Raw genomic sequence first — 18,226 nt, forward strand, 5'->3', positions numbered from 1 at the left:
ATACAAAAACCAGAATATTTTACCCAAAGAGCAGCACTCTTTGGGTAAAGCTTTCGTACATACGAAATTTCTCACGCGAAAAGCAGAAAGGAAGTGTGATTCCATGGAAGGTGGGCCTAGTCCTAGGGAACAGAAAAAAAGAAACAGAATAAAACGCAATTAATCCGCAGGACAGGCTTCGGGGACGATTATCCTGTCCTGGGGATAATCGAAAGGAGTTATGGAGTCATGATAAAAATTTTCAGGACAATCGATGGAGTGATCCATCAGGTAAATGAGGCACAGGAGGGCTGCTGGATTGCACTGATTAATCCCACGGCCACTGAAATACTGGAGATTGCGGAGGAGTACAGCATTGAGCAGGATGATTTAAGGGCCCCTTTGGATGAGGAGGAACGCTCCCGTATCGAAGTGGAGGACGACTATACAATGATCCTGGTGGATATTCCAGTGATTGAGGAGAGAAATGAGAAAGACTGGTATGGCACCATACCTATGTCAATCATTGTGACGGATGAGATTATATTTACTGTCTGCCTCGAAGATACTCCCATCCTCTCCGCATTCATGGACGGAAGGGTGCGCAATTTTTACACATACAAAAAGACACGCTTTATACTTCAGATACTTTACAAAAACGCGACCATGTATCTGCACTACCTGCGCATTATTGACAAGAAGAGTGAAGTGGTGGAGAAGAAGCTCCACGGTTCCACTAAAAACAGGGAGCTGATCGAGCTGCTGGAGCTGGAAAAGAGCCTTGTGTATTTTACCACCTCCCTGCGGTCCAATGAGGTGGTTTTGGAAAAGCTCTTAAAGACAGAGAGCATCAAACATTATCCGGAGGACACTGAGCTTCTGGAGGATGTCATTATAGAAAACAAACAGGCGATCGAGATGGCCAATATCTACAGCGGAATCTTGAGCGGAACCATGGACGCATTTGCATCTGTAATCTCCAACAACTTAAATATTGTCATGAAGTTTTTGGCCACGGTGACCATTGTAATGTCCATTCCCACAATGATCTTCAGCGCCTACGGCATGAATGTCAGCTCTGCGGGAATGCCTTTTGCGGGAAGCCCATGGGGATTTTTGATTGTGATATTGTTCTCCGTAGTGCTGAGCCTTCTGGTGGCCCTGATCTTCTCTAAGAAAAACTTGTTTTAAGAAAGGGTTAGCAATGAATTTTTTGAATAAACTGGAACGAAAGTTTGGCAGATATGCGATCCGCAATCTGACTACTTATATCATCGGCATCTATGTAATTAGCTATATTCTGGTGTTGGTTGCCCCCGGGGCGATGAGCTGGCTGACTTTAGAGCCAGCCCTGATTCTGCAGGGACAAGTCTGGAGAATTGTGACATGGGTTCTCATGCCACCGGAGACGCTGAGTATCTTTACCATCATCATGCTATTTTTGTACTATTCCCTGGGCAACACTCTGGAGCGCACCTGGGGGGCGTTCCGGTTCAATGTGTATATATTTACGGGAATGATTGCCACGGTAATAGGCGCTTTTATTCTGTATTTTCTGGGTGTGAGATGGATGGGAGCTGCTTTCAGCACATATTACATTAATATGTCAATTTTTCTGGCTTTTGCAGCCAGCTATCCCAATGAGCAGCTGTTACTGTACTTTTTGATACCGATTAAGATAAAATGGCTGGGCATCTTTTACGGAGTACTGCTGATCTATGATATGATTAACAGCAACTGGGCTGAGAGAGTGGTGATCATTGCATCACTGGCAAACTTTATTATTTTCTTCCTGATGACCAGAAATTACAAAAGGGTATCCCCAAAGGAGATCCACAGAAAGCAGTCTTTTAAGAGGGAAGTGAATCAGGCAAGACCTAAAGGTGTGACTAAACACAAATGTGCCATCTGCGGGCGTACGGAGTTGGACGGAGACGATCTGGAATTTCGGTTCTGCTCCAAATGTGAGGGCAATTACGAATATTGTCAGGATCACCTGTTTACACATGAACACGTGCGCAGACATTAAAAAATAAGAAATAGAAATGGAATAAGTTGACATGAAGAATATATTTACAAAATCTAAGATAAGGATTGCCATTGCAGCAGCAGTGGCAGTCCTCTTATCAGGAATGAGCATTGGCGCAGTGTGGGGCGATGGTTTACAGGGAGGTAAACTGGCACTCGCACTGCTTTTGTCTGTCATGGCCGGAGTGGCGGTGGCGGTGAAGGGAAGTTTCCCCAAAAAACTGGGATACATACTCGCGGCACTCCTTCCCTTCGGAGCGCTGTGCTGTATGGAATTTTATACGCATGTTCCGTGGGACTTGACGGTTTTGATTACTGTGTTGAACTATCTTTTTTATTTGATCCTGTATTTGATTTTTACCTTCCTGTTCGGCAATGCCAGGTGGGGATATGTGGCAGGGCCTGTGCTGCCCATGCTGTTCGGGGCTGTGAACTATTTTGTGGTGAGCTTTCGCTCCTCACCGGTGGTTCCATGGGATGTATTTTCCCTGGGGACGGCGGTGACGATCACAGATAATTACACCTTCAGCCTCAGCTACCGGTTCGTGTTTGTCATCCTGGGATTTGTCTGGCTCATGATTTTGGGTGAAAAGCTGCGTCTTACGGTAAGGAAGACCAGGATCAGGCTGATTGCTCTGGCGGTCAGTGTTGTGCTCATGTTTGGCTATGTCAGCCTGATACAGGTTGAGGAAGTGGAGGATGCGTTTGGAATGGATGATATTCTCTTTACTCCCAATGTGCTTTACCGCAACAACGGATTTATGGCCGCCTTTCTGGCAAATCTGCGCTACCTGGATGTGGAAAAGCCCCAGGGATATTCTGCGGATGCAGCAGAACACATCCAGAGTATGTATGAGAAAGAGGAGGGGGAGGTTGAGACAGGCAGTGAGGACCTGTCGGAAAAGCCCAATATTATAGTGATAATGAATGAGGCATTTGCAGACCTCTCCGTGTACGGAGATTTTGAGACCAGCAGCGAGTATATGCCGTTTATCCGGTCCCTCCAGAAAAATACGGTGAAGGGAAATCTTTACGTTTCCGTAAAAGGAGGAAATACGGCTAACACAGAGTTTGAGTTTTTGACAGGAAACAGCATGGCATTTATGCCTGCCGGGAGTGTTCCGTACCAGCAGTTTGTAAAGAGTGAGATGCCAAGCCTTGCCTCCCAGCTGGGGAGTCTGGGTTACACGACAGCCGCGCTTCACCCCTACTACGCCAGCGGCTGGAACAGGGATCAGGTATATCCGGATCTGGGATTTGAGGACACGTACTTCCGTGATGATTTTACCAATGCGAGCACTCTGAGGGGATATGTGGATGACAGATCTGCCTTTGAAAAGCTCATTGAGCTCTATGAGGATAAGGAAGAAAATGAGAGGCTGTTTGCTTTTGAAGTAACCATGCAGAATCACGGGGGTTACAGCAAGGAGTATCCGGACCTGGAACCGGAGATCCTGCTCTCCGATATTCCGGAGGAACAGAAGGGAACCCAGATCCACGCCACAGAGAAGTATCTGACACTGATAAAGAAGACGGATGAAGCGTTTGAAGAATTGCTACAGTATTTTTCCAACCAGAATGAAAAGACGATCATTCTGATGTTTGGCGATCATCAGCCCTCTGACTATATCTGTAACCCCATATTGAGGATGCTTGGCCTGGATGAGAATGCCAGGGACAGTTCCCTGGAAGAGTTTTCAAAGGGCTATATTGTCCCGTTCGTGATGTGGGCCAACTACGATATGGAGGCGGAGGAGGTAGATGCCATCAGCGCCAACTATTTAAGTACGCTGCTGATGGAAAAGGCCGGACTTCCAAAGACTGGGTATCAGGAATACCTGACACAGTTACAGAAAGACTTTCCGGTGGTCACCGCCAACTTTTTCATGAGCGGAGAGGAACAGGCTTTCCACGAGCTGTCAGAAAACGGTGCAGATGATTCAGACCGAAATTCACTTAACAGCTATGCGATTTTGCAATACAACAATATTGTGGACAGTAAGAGGAGGCTGGAAGGATTTTTCGGGGACAGCCTATTGACAAATAATTAGACACATATTATAGTTTTTGCGTGAACACAATGACAAGAGATATAGATTGTACAAAAGGAGAACAATTATGAAGAAAGAACCCTTTGTAACAAAGCAACAACTGGAGAAAATTGTACAACAGTACCCAACTCCCTTCCATATCTACGATGAGAGAGGGATACGCAAAAATGCAAAGGCTTTGAGGGAGGCCTTTTCCTGGAACAAAGGGTATAAAGAGTACTTTGCTGTGAAGGCCACGCCAAATCCTTTTCTGATTGAGATTTTGAAGGAATATGACTGTGGCTGTGACTGTTCTTCTATGACAGAGCTGATGTTGTCCAAGGCAATCGGAATTGTTGGGGAGGATATCATGTTTTCCTCCAACGATACGCCTGCGGAAGAGTTTCAGTATGCCAGTGAGCTGGGGGCTACTATAAATTTGGATGACATCACGCATATAGAATTTCTGGAGAAGGCAGTGGGAAAACTGCCCAGGCGCATCAGCTGCCGCTACAATCCTGGTGGCCTGTTTAAAATCAGCAATGATATCATGGACAATCCTGGGGATTCTAAGTATGGTATGACTACAGAGCAGTTGTTTGAAGCCTTCCGCATTCTGAAAGAAAAAGGGGTGGAGGAGTTTGGAATCCATGCATTTCTGGCCAGCAATACAGTTACAAATGAGTATTATCCAATGTTAGCCAAGGTACTCTTTGAGGTAGCTGTAAAACTGGAAAGGGAGACAGGGGCCCACATTACATTTATCAACCTTTCCGGCGGAATCGGCATTCCCTATCAGCCGGACCAGGAACCAAATGATATCCTTGCCATTGGGGAGGGTGTCCGAAAAGTCTATGAGGAAGTTCTGACACCGGCCGGAATGGGGGAGGTTGCCATTTATACGGAGCTGGGCAGATTCATGATGGGTCCTTACGGCGCACTGGTGACCACAGCGATTCATGAGAAGCACACGCACAAAGAGTACATCGGTGTGGATGCCTGTGCGGTGAACCTGATGCGCCCGGCCATGTACGGGGCATATCATCACATTACCGTTATGGGAAAAGAGGACGCACCCTGTGAATACATGTATGATGTGGCGGGCTCCCTGTGTGAGAACAATGACAAATTTGCCATTGACCGCATGCTTCCAAAGATAGAGAAAGGAGACCTGCTCTTTATCCATGACACAGGAGCTCACGGTTTTTCCATGGGGTACAATTACAACGGTAAATTGAGGTCGGCGGAGATCCTTCTAAAGGAGGACGGCAGTGCACAGCTCATCCGCAGGGCAGAGACGCCAGAGGATTATTTTTCAACCTTTGACTGCTTTGACTTTTACAGCAAGGTACTAGAAAACAGGAAATATGTAAAAAGTACTTGCATAATGGAAAACCTTGTGATAGAATAAATCTCGGTTGTAAAACCGATGCCGCTGTGGCGGAATTGGCAGACGCACTTGACTCAAAATCAAGCGGGTAACACCGTGCCGGTTCGAGTCCGGCCAGCGGCATTAAATCAGAGAAGAGACTTTGATAGAAGGATAGCTTCCCATTTGGGGAGGCTATTTTTTTATATCATAGGAAAGTCCTTCGGAATTCCCTATGATATAAAAAGCCCTACGGGCGGGATCACACTGCGGCGGAGTGGAAGATGGCTGCCGGGGCAGCCCCGCCGCAGGCGGAGAATCCCGCGAGCGGGATTCTTTTTTTGTGAAAGAAGATGAAGTCCGCGGTGCGGGGAGCAAAGAGTTTAATGCTTAAAAAGAAAGCTAACACAGCAAGATAAATGAAAAACCTGTTGGCAGATTTGGATATAATAATCATTCGAAGGAGGAAAGGATATGACAAACGAAAATATAGAAAATATTGTTTCCGTTATTGCGCACATCGAAGCGCATCTCACGGAAAAAATGGATCTGAATTGCGTTGCCAAAGCCGTACACTACTCGAAATATCATCTGCACCGGATGTTTACAGGAACGGTCGGGTTGACGCTGCACGACTATCTTCAAAGGCGGCGCCTCACAGAGGCGGCGAAACTGCTGGTATTTTCAGATAAATCCATCCTGGAAATTGCCTTGCTTGCTGGGTATGAGAGCCAGCAGGCTTTTACAAATGTGTTTACGGCCATGTATAAGATACCGCCAAACAAGTATCGGGACAATGAGCGATACTATCCGTTGCAGTGCAGATTTCATTTAGAAGGGAGCTTTCCCATGTTGAGTTTAAAGAATCAGGTTCAGTGGAACATTGAATATGCGACAGATCAAGATATAGCGTGCTGGATGAATTTGGTGCGTCTTGTAGTGGATGGATTTCCCTGCTTGAACGAGGAGGAGTATATTCTCGTGCTGAAAGAGAAAATCCGCACCCGGCAGGCCCTCATTCTGAAAGACGGAGAGATCGCTGTGGGTATCATGCTGTTCTCATACGATACAGGAAGCATAGACTTTATGGGATGCCACCCGCTCTACAGAAAAAAGGGGATTCCCAAAGCTTTCCTGGATAAGGTGATGTGCGAACTACTTGGGGGTAAGGAAATCAGTATCACAACCTTTCGGGAAGGAGATAAAGCGGATACTGGCCAGCGCAGGGAAATCAAAGGCTTGGGATTTGCAGAAGCGGAGCTGCTCACGGAGTTTGGATATCCCACACAGCGTTTTGTATTGAAGGAGGGCAATCATGAAAAATGACTTAAGAGACAGCAAAATTCCATTCCCGGAGGAAATTAACCATCTCTGCGAAATCACCCAAAAGCTGGAAGAGGCGCTACAGGACGCAAAGGCTGATGTGAGCCGGATTGACAGGGAATACCGGGATGCAAAGCGCTACATGGCAGAATGCAGAGGTGAGATTGATCCCAATGAAATGTTTCAGAACGAACTGCTTTTAAAGCAGACAGATGAAACGGGTGGTTTTGCTGTGAGTATACAGGACAAAATTTCCAAGCTGAAAGAATCCCCCTATTTTGCCCGGATTGATTTTCAGGGACAGGGCTATGAAGAACCCGAAGAGTACTATATCGGGCGGTTTACTTTTCGTCATGACTACAAACTGCTGATCTATGACTGGAGAGCTCCAATTGCCAGTATGTTCTATGACTACGAAGTCGGTCCGGCGGGTTACGAAGCGCCTATGGGAAGAATTGACGGGGAGATGACCAGAAAGCGCCAATTTAAAATTACAAATGGGGTGATGGAATACGCACTGGAAACTTCATCCCACGTGCAGGACGATATTCTGCAAAAAGAGCTTTCCCACACTTCCGATGAAAAGATGAAGTCCATCATAGCTACCATTCAAAAAGAACAAAACCAGATTATCCGCAGTGAGAAGCTCGGAACACGGATCATTCAGGGAGCAGCTGGCTCTGGTAAGACCTCCATCGCTTTGCACCGGATTGCTTTCCTGCTCTATCGGTTCAGGGATCGACTGAATGCACGGAACGTGGCAATTCTTTCACCTAACAAGGTTTTTGGAGATTACATCTCAAATGTTATACCCGAACTTGGGGAGGAACCGATCTACGAGCTGAGCCTAATGGATATCGCCAAGATCCAGTTGGAATGCGTAATAAAATTTGAACCGGACAAAGACCCCCTCGAGGCGGAGGATGAGAGATGGATGGAACGTGTTCGATTTAAGTCTACAATGGAATTTTTGGGGCTTTTGGAAGATTACATAATGAGTATGACCGACTGGATTTTTTCACCGGCAGACTATACCTATGAATCCTTTACGGCGAAGGGGGAATGGATAAGGGGGCGTTTCCTCTCCTATGTGAAATATCCGGTTAAGAAAAGACTCTCAATGGTGGCGGATGATATTTACCATCGGTTTCAGGGGGATAATATCCGGCACAATGAGCTGCCAGAAATCAGGACAATTCTCAAAAGCCTGACCTCAATGCTTCGGTTTAAGAGCACCCTGGCGCTTTATAAGGAGTTTTACAGGGCCATGGGAAAACCGCAGATGTTTGTCATGCCAGAGAAGAATGTGCTGGAATGGGAGGATGTGTATCCTTTTCTCTATATGCAGGCCGCCTTTGTCGGGCTAAAAGAAAGCGGTATTACGCGGCATCTGGTGATTGACGAGATGCAGGACTACACACCCATTCAGTATGCGGTCCTTAATAAGCTTTTTCCTTGCCAGAAAACTATATTGGGTGACTTTGGGCAATCGCTGAATCCCTATCATTCACATACGCTCATGGAGATACGGCGCCTCTATGAAGGCGCTGAATTTGTGCAGCTGACCAGGAGCTACCGGTCCACCTACGAAATCATGACCTTTGCCAAACGCATTCAAAATATCACTTCTTTGGATGCGGTGAAAAGGCACGGTGAGGAACCAGTCCTGGTTGCCTGCAAAAGCGAGCAGGACGAAATCCGGCAAGTGAAAGATACGATTCGAAATTTTGAGGCAGGGGAAAACAAGTCGCTGGGCATTGTGATGAAAACGAACCAGTCGGCAAAGATGATGTATGATTTGCTGTCAGAGGAAGTGGATATAAGCCTGATTTCACCCTACAGCTCCCGATTTTCGTGTGGGGTGTCCATTACCTCGGTCAGAATGGCAAAGGGGCTGGAATTTGACGAGGTCCTTGTGCCGCAGGCGAATGACCAAATGTATGCATCAGAATATGACAGAAGCCTGCTCTATATAGCCTGTACAAGAGCTATGCACAGGTTGACGCTTGTCTATGTGGGGAATCCATCGGCATTTCTTCCGTTAGATAGGGCATCTGTTTAAGAAACTTTTTGGAATGTTTTGTCGGGCATAATCAGGCTTTTTGTGAATAAATAGGAATGTTCCTTAAATTTCCATTAAAGCCTGTAAAATTGTTTGACAAACAGGAAAAGGAAATCTAAAATTAGAAGGGTACTTATTTTGATTTTATAGAGGGAGGAAATAAAAATGGAAAATCAGGCAAGAGGAAAAAACTTTTTACTGGTAACGGGAATCATCTTTATTGTTCTGAGTGTGTTTTCGATATTTGGGGTGGCGATCAGTCTGTTTACTATAAATGCAATACAGGGGGCGGATACTCAGACAGCCCAGCTTATGCAGCAGCAGTTGGTGGCGCAGAATGTGACCTTGGATATGATGAAGATCAGTGTGGTTCTCTCTTGTATTTACGTAGTATTCTATATGGCTGCCGGCATCCTGGGTATCAAAAACCGAAAGAGGACGGACAAGGCGCAGAGCTGCTTTGTCATGGGTATTATACTGGTTGTACTGGTGATGGGAAATGCAGTTTACGCTGTGACCCAGGGGAAATTTGCAGTCTGGAGTGTGGCGATATCTCTGGTTCTGCCTCTCCTCTATCTGTGGGGGGCACTGAAAAACAGGCAGACGGTTCAGGAATAGAGGAAGGTATGATGGAAGCACTGATTCGAGTATTAGACTTATGTAAGATTTATAACCCCGGTGAGAATGAAGTGCGGGCTCTGGACCATGTAAATCTGGAGATTCATAAAGGAGAGTTTGTGGCAATCATCGGACAGTCAGGAAGTGGGAAGTCCACATTTATGAATATGCTGGGATGTCTGGACGTACCCACCTCTGGCAAATACTTACTGAATGGAACGGATGTCTCCACCATGGAGGATAATGACCTGGCATACATAAGAAACAAGGAGATAGGCTTTATCTTCCAGGGGTTCAACCTGATCGCCAACCTCACAGCCCTGGAGAATGTGGAGCTGCCGCTGATTTACAGGGGAGTGGATAAAAAGACAAGAAGGGAGTGGGCTGTGGATTCCCTGAAGATGGTAGGGCTTGAGAAGCGGATGCACCATAAACCGGCTGAGATATCGGGAGGGCAGCAGCAGAGGGTAGCCATTGCCAGGGCCATTGCAGCCAGGCCACCTGTGATTTTGGCTGATGAGCCCACCGGAAATTTGGACTCTGCGTCCAGCAAAGAGATTCTGGGGATACTTAAAGATCTGCACCGGGAAGGGCGCACTGTGATTCTCATTACCCATGATAATGGGATTGCAGAACAAGCTAAAAGAGTGGTTCGGATCATGGATGGTAAGATCGAATCGGATGTGGTCAACAGTCATTTTGAGGAAGTGCAGGAGGAGACGGAATGAAAAAGGGAAAGAGTAATAAAAAGTTCATGGCCATATTGGTGGCAGCCATTGCTGTGGCCCTGGTGGGTATGACCATTGTGAGCAACTCCATGGGCAAGAAGGAGATCATTCCCACTGTAACCACTGTGAAGGCCCAAAAGGGTGACCTGGAGGAGAGGCTGGATACCAGCGGAACGGTAGTAAGCCAGAATAAAAAGACATTTTTTTCCCCCGTAAACGGGACCATCAAAGTGCTGGAAATGGAACAGGGGGACAGTGTAAAATCGGGAAAAAAACTGATCACCTTTGATATTGAGGAGCTGGAAAAAGAAAACCAGAAAGCGGAGCTGAATATACGCTCCGGCAATCTGGACATCCAGGATGCAGTAAACTCTGCAAACACGGCAGCGGGAAAGCAGGCGGCCGCGGCCGCAAAGGTGGGACCTCTGAAACAGCAGGTGGAGGCCAAGCAGGAGTATATCACGGACTTAAAGGCCAAGATTACCAAGAGGACCTCAGAGGCCCAGAAGAAGGCGGTGAAGCAGGCAGAGGACGCGGCTAAGAAGGCCGCAGCGGAGGCCAAAAAGCAGCAGGAGGCTGCGCTGAAGCAGTATCAGAAGGAGATGGATACATACAATAATAAGACCCTGCCGGAGTACAATAAGAAGCTGGCCCAAAAGCTGACGGATGTCAATACAGCCACAGCCAATTACAATACAGCGGACTCCCAGTACCAGCAGGCCTTTCAAAAGTGGAGCGCAAATCAGGATGATTCGGCGCTGAAGGGGGAGCTGGACAAGATGGACAGCGCGCGCAGCAAGGCGCAAGCGGACGTGAGAGCGACAGAGGAGGCTTATCAGGCTATGCTGAATAGTCCTCCATCCCCGCCCCAGGAGCCTGGAAACAGCGGATTTACTGCCGATACGGGGGGAAACACCCAGGAGGCGGGAAATGCATCTCAGGCTACGGCGGACACCTCGGATTTGGAGGCAGAGTTGGAAAAAGCTTCCTCTGATCTTGCAGAGCTTCAGGCAGATCTGAGCCAGCAGAAAGCCATCGCAGAGTCCGATGTGACCGGGTTGTCGGCGGAAGCTCTGGAAAAGATGAATATCAGCACCAACCTGGCGGAACTGGAAGCAAAATCTCTGGAGGAGCTGATTGCGGAGGGAAAAAAGGGAGTCAGCGCGGAGTTCACCGGCGTGGTATCAGACTGCCGGGTGACAGAGGGAGCCACCGTGACTCAGGGAATGGAGCTGTTTACGCTGCAGAGCACGGAGGATGTGAGTGTTGAGATTTCTGTCTCTAAAAATGATTATGGCAAAGTCAAGGAGGGGCAGAAGGCAGAGATCACAATGGGCAGCAGCAAGTATTCCGGCACTGTGACAAAGGTGGATAAGATTGCCATACCCAATGAAAAGGGAACCCCTGTGATAGGAGCAAAGGTTCACATTGACAATCCGGATGAGAATATCTTTTTGGGCGTGGAGGCAAAGGTTTCCATTTTGGCGGCCCAGACCAGAGATACCCTCAGAGTTCCCATAGATGCGGTCAATATTGGAAATGACGGCTCGTTCTGCTATGTGGTGGAAGATGGTGTGATTGCCAAGAAGATTGTGGAGACAGGAATTTCCTCCCAGGACTATACGGAGATCAAGAGCGGACTGGAGGAAGGGGCAGAGCTTCTGACAGATATCGGAACGTATGGGGAGGGGGATAAAGTAACCGCAGTTCCCCAGTCAGAGGATGCGCAGGCGGAAAGCGCGGCTGCGGTGCAGGAGTAGGGATGGACAGAAAGGAGCATGCATAGATGGGCAACATGTATGAATATGTGAAAATGGCTGTCCAGAACATCCTGGCCAACAAGGGGCGCTCTCTTTTGACTATGCTGGGTATCATCATAGGTATTGCCTCCGTGATCATGATTGTCTCCATTGGTGACGGTACCACTGCTGAGATGAACAAAACCATGGACAATGTGGGAGGCGGACAGATTGCCATAATGTGCAGCAGCGATGCCTCGGTTGCGGGCGAGTGGATTACCGGAGAGGACTTGGATGCTGTCAGGAACACTGTGGAGGGCGTCATTGGAGTGGAGGCAGGAAACAGTTCCAGCGGAGAAACGACCACGGCCAAAGGGACCTTCAATGTGTCCCTGTCCGGCGGAACCCAGGATGGTCTTCTGATGAACAATATGAAAATGAAGCGCGGCAGTTATCTCAGGACAGAGGACGTGCAGGAGGGGAGAAACGTGTGCGTAATCTCCGATACGGATGCAAAACGTCTCTTCGGTTCAGACGACGTGGTTGGTATGGATGTGGATGTGATGGCGGAGGGGATGGCTTTGAGTCTTCGCATTCAGGGAGTAACAGCTTACAAGGATGATTCGGCGACGGTGAGCTACATGTACGGAGACAGCCCCGTGAGCCTGAGTATTCCATACACAGCACTTTCCGGTATGATGGAGGGGTATGATCAGTTTTATTCCATAATGGTGCAGGCTGACAAGACTCTGGATTCTACCCACATTGCGGACGAGGTGGTAAAGCTTTTGGAGAAACGCCACCAGAGCGCAGGCCTTGAGTACTTCCAGGTACAGACCTTCCAGGATGTGCTGAAACAGTTAAATGATATTATGGGAATTATGACAGCCTTTATTTCCTTTGTGGCAGGAATCTCCCTGCTGGTGGGCGGTATCGGCGTGATGAATATTATGCTGGTGTCCGTGACCGAGCGGACCAGGGAGATTGGTATACGAAAATCCCTGGGCGCCAGGACATCTTCCATCATGATGCAGTTTCTGGCAGAGTCGGCCATCATAACGGCGCTGGGCGGTGTGATTGGCATTATATTGGGCCTGGCGGGTGCCTTTGGCATCTGCAACATGATGGGCAGTGCACAGGGGATGGAAATTGCTCCGGCCATTAAACTTTCAACAATATTGACCGCCACTGTATTTTCCTGCGCGGTGGGAATTTTCTTTGGAATATATCCGGCCAGGAAGGCGGCAAAACTGAGTCCTATAGAGGCGCTTCGGCGCAATTAAGTCAAATTCGTACAGATAGTAGTATATAGTGGGCAGGACCTTTCCGGGAAGATTACAGAAGGGACCTGCTCACTTTGTTTGCGGAGATGCGGCTTTTTACAAAGAGCTATCATGTAGTTAGTAAAACTACTCCTGATATTCAATATACGAAAGCATACAGCAGTAAGAATGTACTGATTTGACAAAGAATAAACCTAAAATGGCTTAATAAAAAGATTTTTGCATATCTAGAAAGTAGTAAATGCGGAAAATCTATCTGCGTTACATTATATATATTTAATTAATATAAGTATTTACAGATGTAAAAATATGGTATATTATATAAAATAGTCAAATTAATTATAATTAAATCAAATAAAGCAGGAAAGGAGTGTGTTTTGTCAAAAAAAGACGGACTATGAAATTGATGATCCCAATATAATAAATATACAGAAAGTTAAAGATAGTATTGTTGTAGGATACTTATTTAATGATGGTGAAAGCATGGGATATATAGTATTTACACAAAAAAGAAATAATATTTACAGCTTACTCGAATGTAGACAAGATGAATATATAGAACCTTTTTCTAATGCTATTAAAACATACGTTGTAGGAATACAAGATAAAAATATATGTGATGCTTATATGATTATAATAAGTAACAATCCTCGTTTAAAGAAAATAGAATTACGTAAACAAATAGGTCAAATAGATAATGACACTAAGAATATATTAATAGAAAATAATCCATCTATGACTATTTTTAGGTTTTCCAATAAATTAGAGTATAATTTTTTTGATAAAAGTGATAATATTATTCATTATTTTTAGGGAGGAAAAGTACAGTTTACAAGGGACTACACAGGGTAACGGTCTAACGGGAGGTGTGCCGCCCGTCAGATTTTCCATGTAATGTTTAGGGCTTCGCTTGTGGCGGCTATGGTGGTAATCATCAAATCCACCACCCGCCGCTTGTCGTTATAGGATACGCTGTCCCTAGAGTCGAGGCAGCCGGAAATCTGGCCGACCTGTTCCGGGCTGATGGCTTCCACAGTCAAGTCCGCTATTCGCTTCACAAGTTCCTGCTTGCGCCCGTCCAGTTCCGCTATCTTCACATTCACATAGGAGAGTAGGACGTTGTTCGCCCCCGCCAGGCTGTCCACCAGCTTTTCAATCTCACCGTCCACATGGGCAAGTTCCACTTGCAGGGCGGCGATTTTCGGATTGGCCTTTGCCGCCTTCTTGCCGAAAACCCGGAGAAGTTCGCCATCTGAGGGAACCACTTTTTCGGCTTGGAAAGGGCTTCCTCTTTCTTCTTCCCGGCGTTTAGCGGGCCGATACCGTCTAACGCCTTTTCAATGGCCTTTGCCTGTTTGAAAAGCCGGGTGGGGATATGCTTGCGGCCCGTCTTGGTGGCGGTTTCGCCACGCTCCAAGTTCGGTTATTTCTCCACCATGTAGGCGTGAAAATCGTCCTGTCACTTTGTAAGGCTTGCCCGGTTGCCCTTGTGCTTTGCAAATCGTTGGTTTCTTGGTCTAGATATTACGGATAAAGTTCCGGATCATTCTACTATTTCGCAGAATAGACGCCGTCGATTCAACGGCAGTGACCTTTTTCGTAATATATTTCAGAAAACCGTTACCGATTGTATAGAAAAAGGCCTTGCGGATGGGAAACTGGTTTATACAGACTCGACACACAATAAGGGAAACGCATCCCGTAAGACGGAGTAGATTAAGCGGGTGGATGAGATATCCAACAAATATCTTAAGGAACTGGACCAGTATGAAGAAGCTGTATGGAACCAACTGGAATCAGAAGGGAAAATCAAGCCGGTCACGTGCAGGAAACGTAAGGAAAAAATGGAAACAGTGAATCGCCGTGAAAGTAAAACAGATTCAGAATCAGGATTTTATAAACGGAAAGGGAAAGCGGAAGGAATGCATTACCTATCGCATGAAACCGTTGATTATAAAAACGGAGTTATACTTGCTTAAAACGGCAGCACGAACGAAACATAATAAAAATACGGTCTTTTATTGATAAGGCACACTTCCAATTTCTTAATCATTATTGAGTTAGCTAGGAGGGGATAGCATGGCTTTGACAATACAGGAGCGCTTGAAAGTCCTGCGCGTGAAGCGCGGCTGACGCTGGAACAGCTAGCGGAGCAGACCCACCTTTCCAAGTCTGCGCCAGGCAGCTATGAAGCGGACGACTTCAGGGACATCAGCCACTATGCCCTTATCAAGCAGGCGCAGTTTTACGGCGCACCCGGATTTCGTGAAGCTGCTGGCGGACATACAGATTTATGTGGAGGGTATCGCCCCATGCAGATACAGAACTTGAACGCATAAATAGACGTGGCGAGGGCTGAAATCGTGTAGAAGTACCAGCCGGGGGAGTATGACTAGACCGCTTGTTGACAGAGGAAGAAAAACAATGGCTGACCCGGATTGTACAAAAATCCGAATTGGCTAAAAGTTATATGTCGCAGAGGGGAAAGAGAAAATAACAAGTACGCCTTTGGCGAAAAAGACGTAGCACACCAAATTCAAATTTGCGAGGCAAATATGGTTGAAATTAGAGAAATACAAAAACAGGATTATAAAAAGGCGCAGAAGTTTGCAATTCAAGGAATGCACTTGAATTGGTATATGGATAACGAAACCATTCTTTCTCTGTATAGCAAATATTTCTGGCACATGGAGTTAAATCGGGCAACGAAAGCCTACGGTGCGTATGTGAACGATTGTTTTGTTGGCGTGTTGCTTGCTGATATGAAGGGGGAGAAAAAACGATACCATAGCTTTTGGCGAACATTCTTTGTGAAAGTATTTGATATTATGCAAAACATCGTTGCAGGGGAAGGCGTTGGCGCATATGACACAGCGAATAAAGAGATGTTTGCGTCTTTCCGCAAAAAGCAGGAACCTGATGGGGAAATAGTTTTCCTTGCTGCCGACCCGGGATGTAAAGTCAAGGGGGTCGGCACAGCCCTGCTTTCTGCATTTGAAGCGGAAGAAACGGGGAAACTGGTTTATCTCTACACCGACAATGCCTGCACCTATCAGTTTTATGAACACCGAGGATTTACAAAATCGGAAGTAAAAGATGTAGTTATTGACTTGAACGGTAAAAAAGTACCGCTACAATGTTTGTTGTATAGCAAAACAATTCATTAAAGTTTGTAGGGCTGATTTGAGTGCGCCCTATTGGTTTAATCTGCACTCACATAACTGGGGAAATAGCAAAGCCAGTCGAGCCAGTCTTTGCTGATGGGCAATCAAGACGGGAAAGCCCCAAAATAGCTTTCCCGCCCATTCCAATTTTGAGAGGACGAGGGTCTGAGCTTCATATACGCCCCGTCTGCTGACGAAACCAGCCCTGCGCTTGCTTCCTCCGCGTAGTCTCTTGGAAACTGACCTAATAACTAAGATAACAAGAAATGCCATTTAATTATTCATATGTTAATCTTTGCGTTTTATATGCTTTTTAGTATTCCTGTTTTTGCAAAGGGATTTCTATTCTTATTCGAACGTTCTCTGTGGATCTGAAGCCAGACAGGAATTGAGGACCCAGATAGACGGAATGGTGTAGAATTGCAGATAGTAAATGCAGGTTCTTTAGCAGAGTTTCCTAAATCGCATTACATTACTGCTAGTGTATCTATAACTTAACCAGTTGTAAGTAGAAAAATAAAAAATAGAATATATTCGGCGGTGGTAAAATCCTTTTTCCAGACGGAAAAGCCCATGAAATCAGCATTTTTGCTATGTAGAATACGATCCTGCAATGAGCAAAATGGTGCCCAAGTGTACAAACAGGGTTATGAGTAGTAGAATAAAGTAATGAAACGAAATGAGTTGTTTGACATTTTCACACGCTAATATTAGAATGGAACAAGCTAGTGTTGCATTTGTTCGCCAATGGCGGAAAAAACGTAAATTTTAACATAAATTAGGAGAGTTGTATGTACGAGAGAATGCTAAATAAGCAAGTCGCACCGTCCATAGAGGATTTGACAGCCTACTGCGGAGAAAACGCGGAACTGTTTGCCCTCATGAATGAATGGCTGTCCCAAACATACGGTACTGTGCAAACAATAGTATTTCCCTACGGAAATAAATATGGCTGGGGTGTTGCTCACAGAAAAAAGAAAAAGCTCATATGCAATGTATTCGCCGAGAACAATGCCTTTACAGTGATGGTGAGATTATCCGACAAGCAGTTTGAAGCTGTTTATAGCCAAGTGGGAAGAGATACCCAAGACTGTATTGCCAACCGGTATCTCTGTGGCGACGGGGGCTGGATACATTACCGCGTCACGGACAGGAAACACTTTCGCGATATTCAAAAGCTGCTGACTGTGAAATGTATAGCATAATCCTCACAGTTCTAAGAGCCATTCATACTCTTTATTGGTATAGAACGGCCTTGGCGGAAAAGGCGTACAAAGATAAAACTAACGAGGTAGCAAAATGATATTGAAAACGGAGCGTCTTGAATTAGTGCCATTACTTCCCTATCAATTAAAATTGTGGGTAGAGAACATACCAAAGCTGGAGAAAGACTTAAATTGTTCTTATCAAGCAGAGCCTATGGAGGGACTTTTCTCGAAATTGTTAAAGGGCAATTAGAAAAAACAGAAAAGTATTCTAACGATTACTTATGGCATAGCTTCTGGTTTCTGGTTCGCAAAAGTGACCGGGTCGTCGTTGGTTCCGCTGATTTCAAGGATATTCCGAATACGGATCAAGAGGTCGAAATTGGCTATGGTTTGGGAAAAGAGTTTGAGCACAACGGATACATGACAGAAGCAGTGCAGGCCATGTGCAAGTGGGCTTTGAAATAAGAAAACGTGTCCCATATTATCGCGGAAACGGACATTGACGGTTTTGCCTCACAACGCATTTTGCAACTCTGTGGTTTCGTTGAGAAAAGACGGGAAGAAACAATATGGTGGAAACTATAAATATTTTGCTGGGTGCGCCTTATTGGTATAAGATGTACTTCCTCTTTAGCCGTTCTTAATAGTGGCAAGCAGTGTTTGGTGGTACACACGAAACGATAGAAGCCCCTTTT

At 46.0% G+C, this 18,226-nt stretch carries 16 protein-coding genes, 1 tRNA gene and 3 pseudogenes; 18 read left to right on the plus strand and 2 right to left on the minus strand.

Going from position 1 to position 18,226, the window contains the following annotated elements; genetic code table 11:
- Window positions 1-228: 228 nt before the first annotated feature.
- From AC0THY_RS12905 to AC0THY_RS12960, 12 genes are all read left to right on the plus strand, one after another.
- A complete protein-coding gene (locus AC0THY_RS12905; protein WP_489991009.1) occupies window positions 229-1,170 on the plus strand; it encodes a magnesium transporter CorA family protein in 942 nt (313 codons plus the stop codon).
- A 13-nt stretch (window positions 1,171-1,183) separates the two neighbouring features.
- Window positions 1,184-2,008: a rhomboid family intramembrane serine protease gene (locus AC0THY_RS12910; protein ID WP_489991010.1), complete on the plus strand. Its 825-nt coding sequence runs from the start codon at window positions 1,184-1,186 to the stop codon at window positions 2,006-2,008.
- A 31-nt stretch (window positions 2,009-2,039) separates the two neighbouring features.
- Window positions 2,040-4,058: a sulfatase-like hydrolase/transferase gene (locus AC0THY_RS12915; protein ID WP_489991011.1), complete on the plus strand. Its 2,019-nt coding sequence runs from the start codon at window positions 2,040-2,042 to the stop codon at window positions 4,056-4,058.
- Between the two features lie 67 nt (window positions 4,059-4,125).
- On the plus strand, window positions 4,126-5,448 hold the full coding sequence (locus tag AC0THY_RS12920) for a diaminopimelate decarboxylase (RefSeq protein WP_489991012.1): 1,323 nt from the start codon (window positions 4,126-4,128) through the stop codon (window positions 5,446-5,448).
- Window positions 5,449-5,468: 20 nt separating this feature from the next.
- A tRNA-Leu gene (locus AC0THY_RS12925) sits at window positions 5,469-5,550 on the plus strand.
- Between the two features lie 330 nt (window positions 5,551-5,880).
- Entirely contained in the window at window positions 5,881-6,732 is an 852-nt protein-coding gene (locus AC0THY_RS12930) for a helix-turn-helix domain-containing protein (protein ID WP_489991013.1), read from the plus strand.
- Complete coding sequence (locus AC0THY_RS12935) at window positions 6,722-8,791, plus strand: HelD family protein (protein ID WP_489991014.1); 2,070 nt, start codon at window positions 6,722-6,724, stop codon at window positions 8,789-8,791. Before AC0THY_RS12930 ends, AC0THY_RS12935 begins: the two co-directional genes overlap by 11 nt.
- A 165-nt stretch (window positions 8,792-8,956) precedes the next feature.
- The gene (locus AC0THY_RS12940; protein ID WP_489991015.1) at window positions 8,957-9,409 is read left to right on the plus strand and encodes a hypothetical protein; all 453 of its coding nucleotides are present in this window, start codon (window positions 8,957-8,959) and stop codon (window positions 9,407-9,409) included.
- Window positions 9,410-9,417: 8 nt separating this feature from the next.
- Complete coding sequence (locus AC0THY_RS12945) at window positions 9,418-10,137, plus strand: ABC transporter ATP-binding protein (RefSeq protein WP_489991016.1); 720 nt, start codon at window positions 9,418-9,420, stop codon at window positions 10,135-10,137.
- Window positions 10,134-11,897, plus strand: a complete 1,764-nt coding sequence (locus AC0THY_RS12950) for an efflux RND transporter periplasmic adaptor subunit (RefSeq protein WP_489991017.1) — start codon at window positions 10,134-10,136, stop codon at window positions 11,895-11,897. Before AC0THY_RS12945 ends, AC0THY_RS12950 begins: the two co-directional genes overlap by 4 nt.
- 26 nt (window positions 11,898-11,923) lie before the next feature.
- Window positions 11,924-13,159, plus strand: a complete 1,236-nt coding sequence (locus tag AC0THY_RS12955) for an ABC transporter permease (protein ID WP_489991018.1) — start codon at window positions 11,924-11,926, stop codon at window positions 13,157-13,159.
- Window positions 13,160-13,531: 372 nt separating this feature from the next.
- On the plus strand, window positions 13,532-13,972 hold the full coding sequence (locus AC0THY_RS12960; protein WP_489991019.1) for a hypothetical protein: 441 nt from the start codon (window positions 13,532-13,534) through the stop codon (window positions 13,970-13,972).
- A gap of 65 nt (window positions 13,973-14,037) precedes the next feature.
- On the opposite strand, the pseudogene AC0THY_RS12965 reads toward AC0THY_RS12960, so the two are convergent.
- Window positions 14,038-14,385 (minus strand): annotated as a pseudogene (locus AC0THY_RS12965) (recombinase family protein); the annotation flags it as partial.
- 8 nt (window positions 14,386-14,393) lie between these two features.
- Window positions 14,394-14,645 (minus strand): annotated as a pseudogene (locus AC0THY_RS12970) (MobV family relaxase); the annotation flags it as partial.
- 1 nt (window position 14,646) lies between these two features.
- On the opposite strand from AC0THY_RS12970, the gene AC0THY_RS12975 reads away from it, so the two are divergent.
- The 6 genes and pseudogenes from AC0THY_RS12975 (at window position 14,647) to AC0THY_RS13000 (ending at window position 17,996) form a co-directional block, all read left to right on the plus strand.
- Complete coding sequence (locus AC0THY_RS12975) at window positions 14,647-14,874, plus strand: transposase (protein WP_489991020.1); 228 nt, start codon at window positions 14,647-14,649, stop codon at window positions 14,872-14,874.
- A gap of 9 nt (window positions 14,875-14,883) precedes the next feature.
- Entirely contained in the window at window positions 14,884-15,138 is a 255-nt protein-coding gene (locus AC0THY_RS12980) for a hypothetical protein (RefSeq protein WP_489991021.1), read from the plus strand.
- 100 nt (window positions 15,139-15,238) lie between these two features.
- A pseudogene (locus AC0THY_RS12985) lies at window positions 15,239-15,408 on the plus strand (helix-turn-helix domain-containing protein); the annotation flags it as partial.
- A 306-nt stretch (window positions 15,409-15,714) separates the two neighbouring features.
- Entirely contained in the window at window positions 15,715-16,326 is a 612-nt protein-coding gene (locus AC0THY_RS12990; protein ID WP_489991022.1) for a GNAT family N-acetyltransferase, read from the plus strand.
- Window positions 16,327-17,114: 788 nt separating this feature from the next.
- On the plus strand, window positions 17,115-17,528 hold the full coding sequence (locus tag AC0THY_RS12995; RefSeq protein WP_489991023.1) for a DUF3788 domain-containing protein: 414 nt from the start codon (window positions 17,115-17,117) through the stop codon (window positions 17,526-17,528).
- A gap of 192 nt (window positions 17,529-17,720) precedes the next feature.
- On the plus strand, window positions 17,721-17,996 hold the full coding sequence (locus AC0THY_RS13000) for a GNAT family N-acetyltransferase (RefSeq protein WP_489991024.1): 276 nt from the start codon (window positions 17,721-17,723) through the stop codon (window positions 17,994-17,996).
- Window positions 17,997-18,226: the final 230 nt, after the last annotated feature.

Source organism: Ruminococcus sp. 8Y-12, from assembly GCF_058119865.1.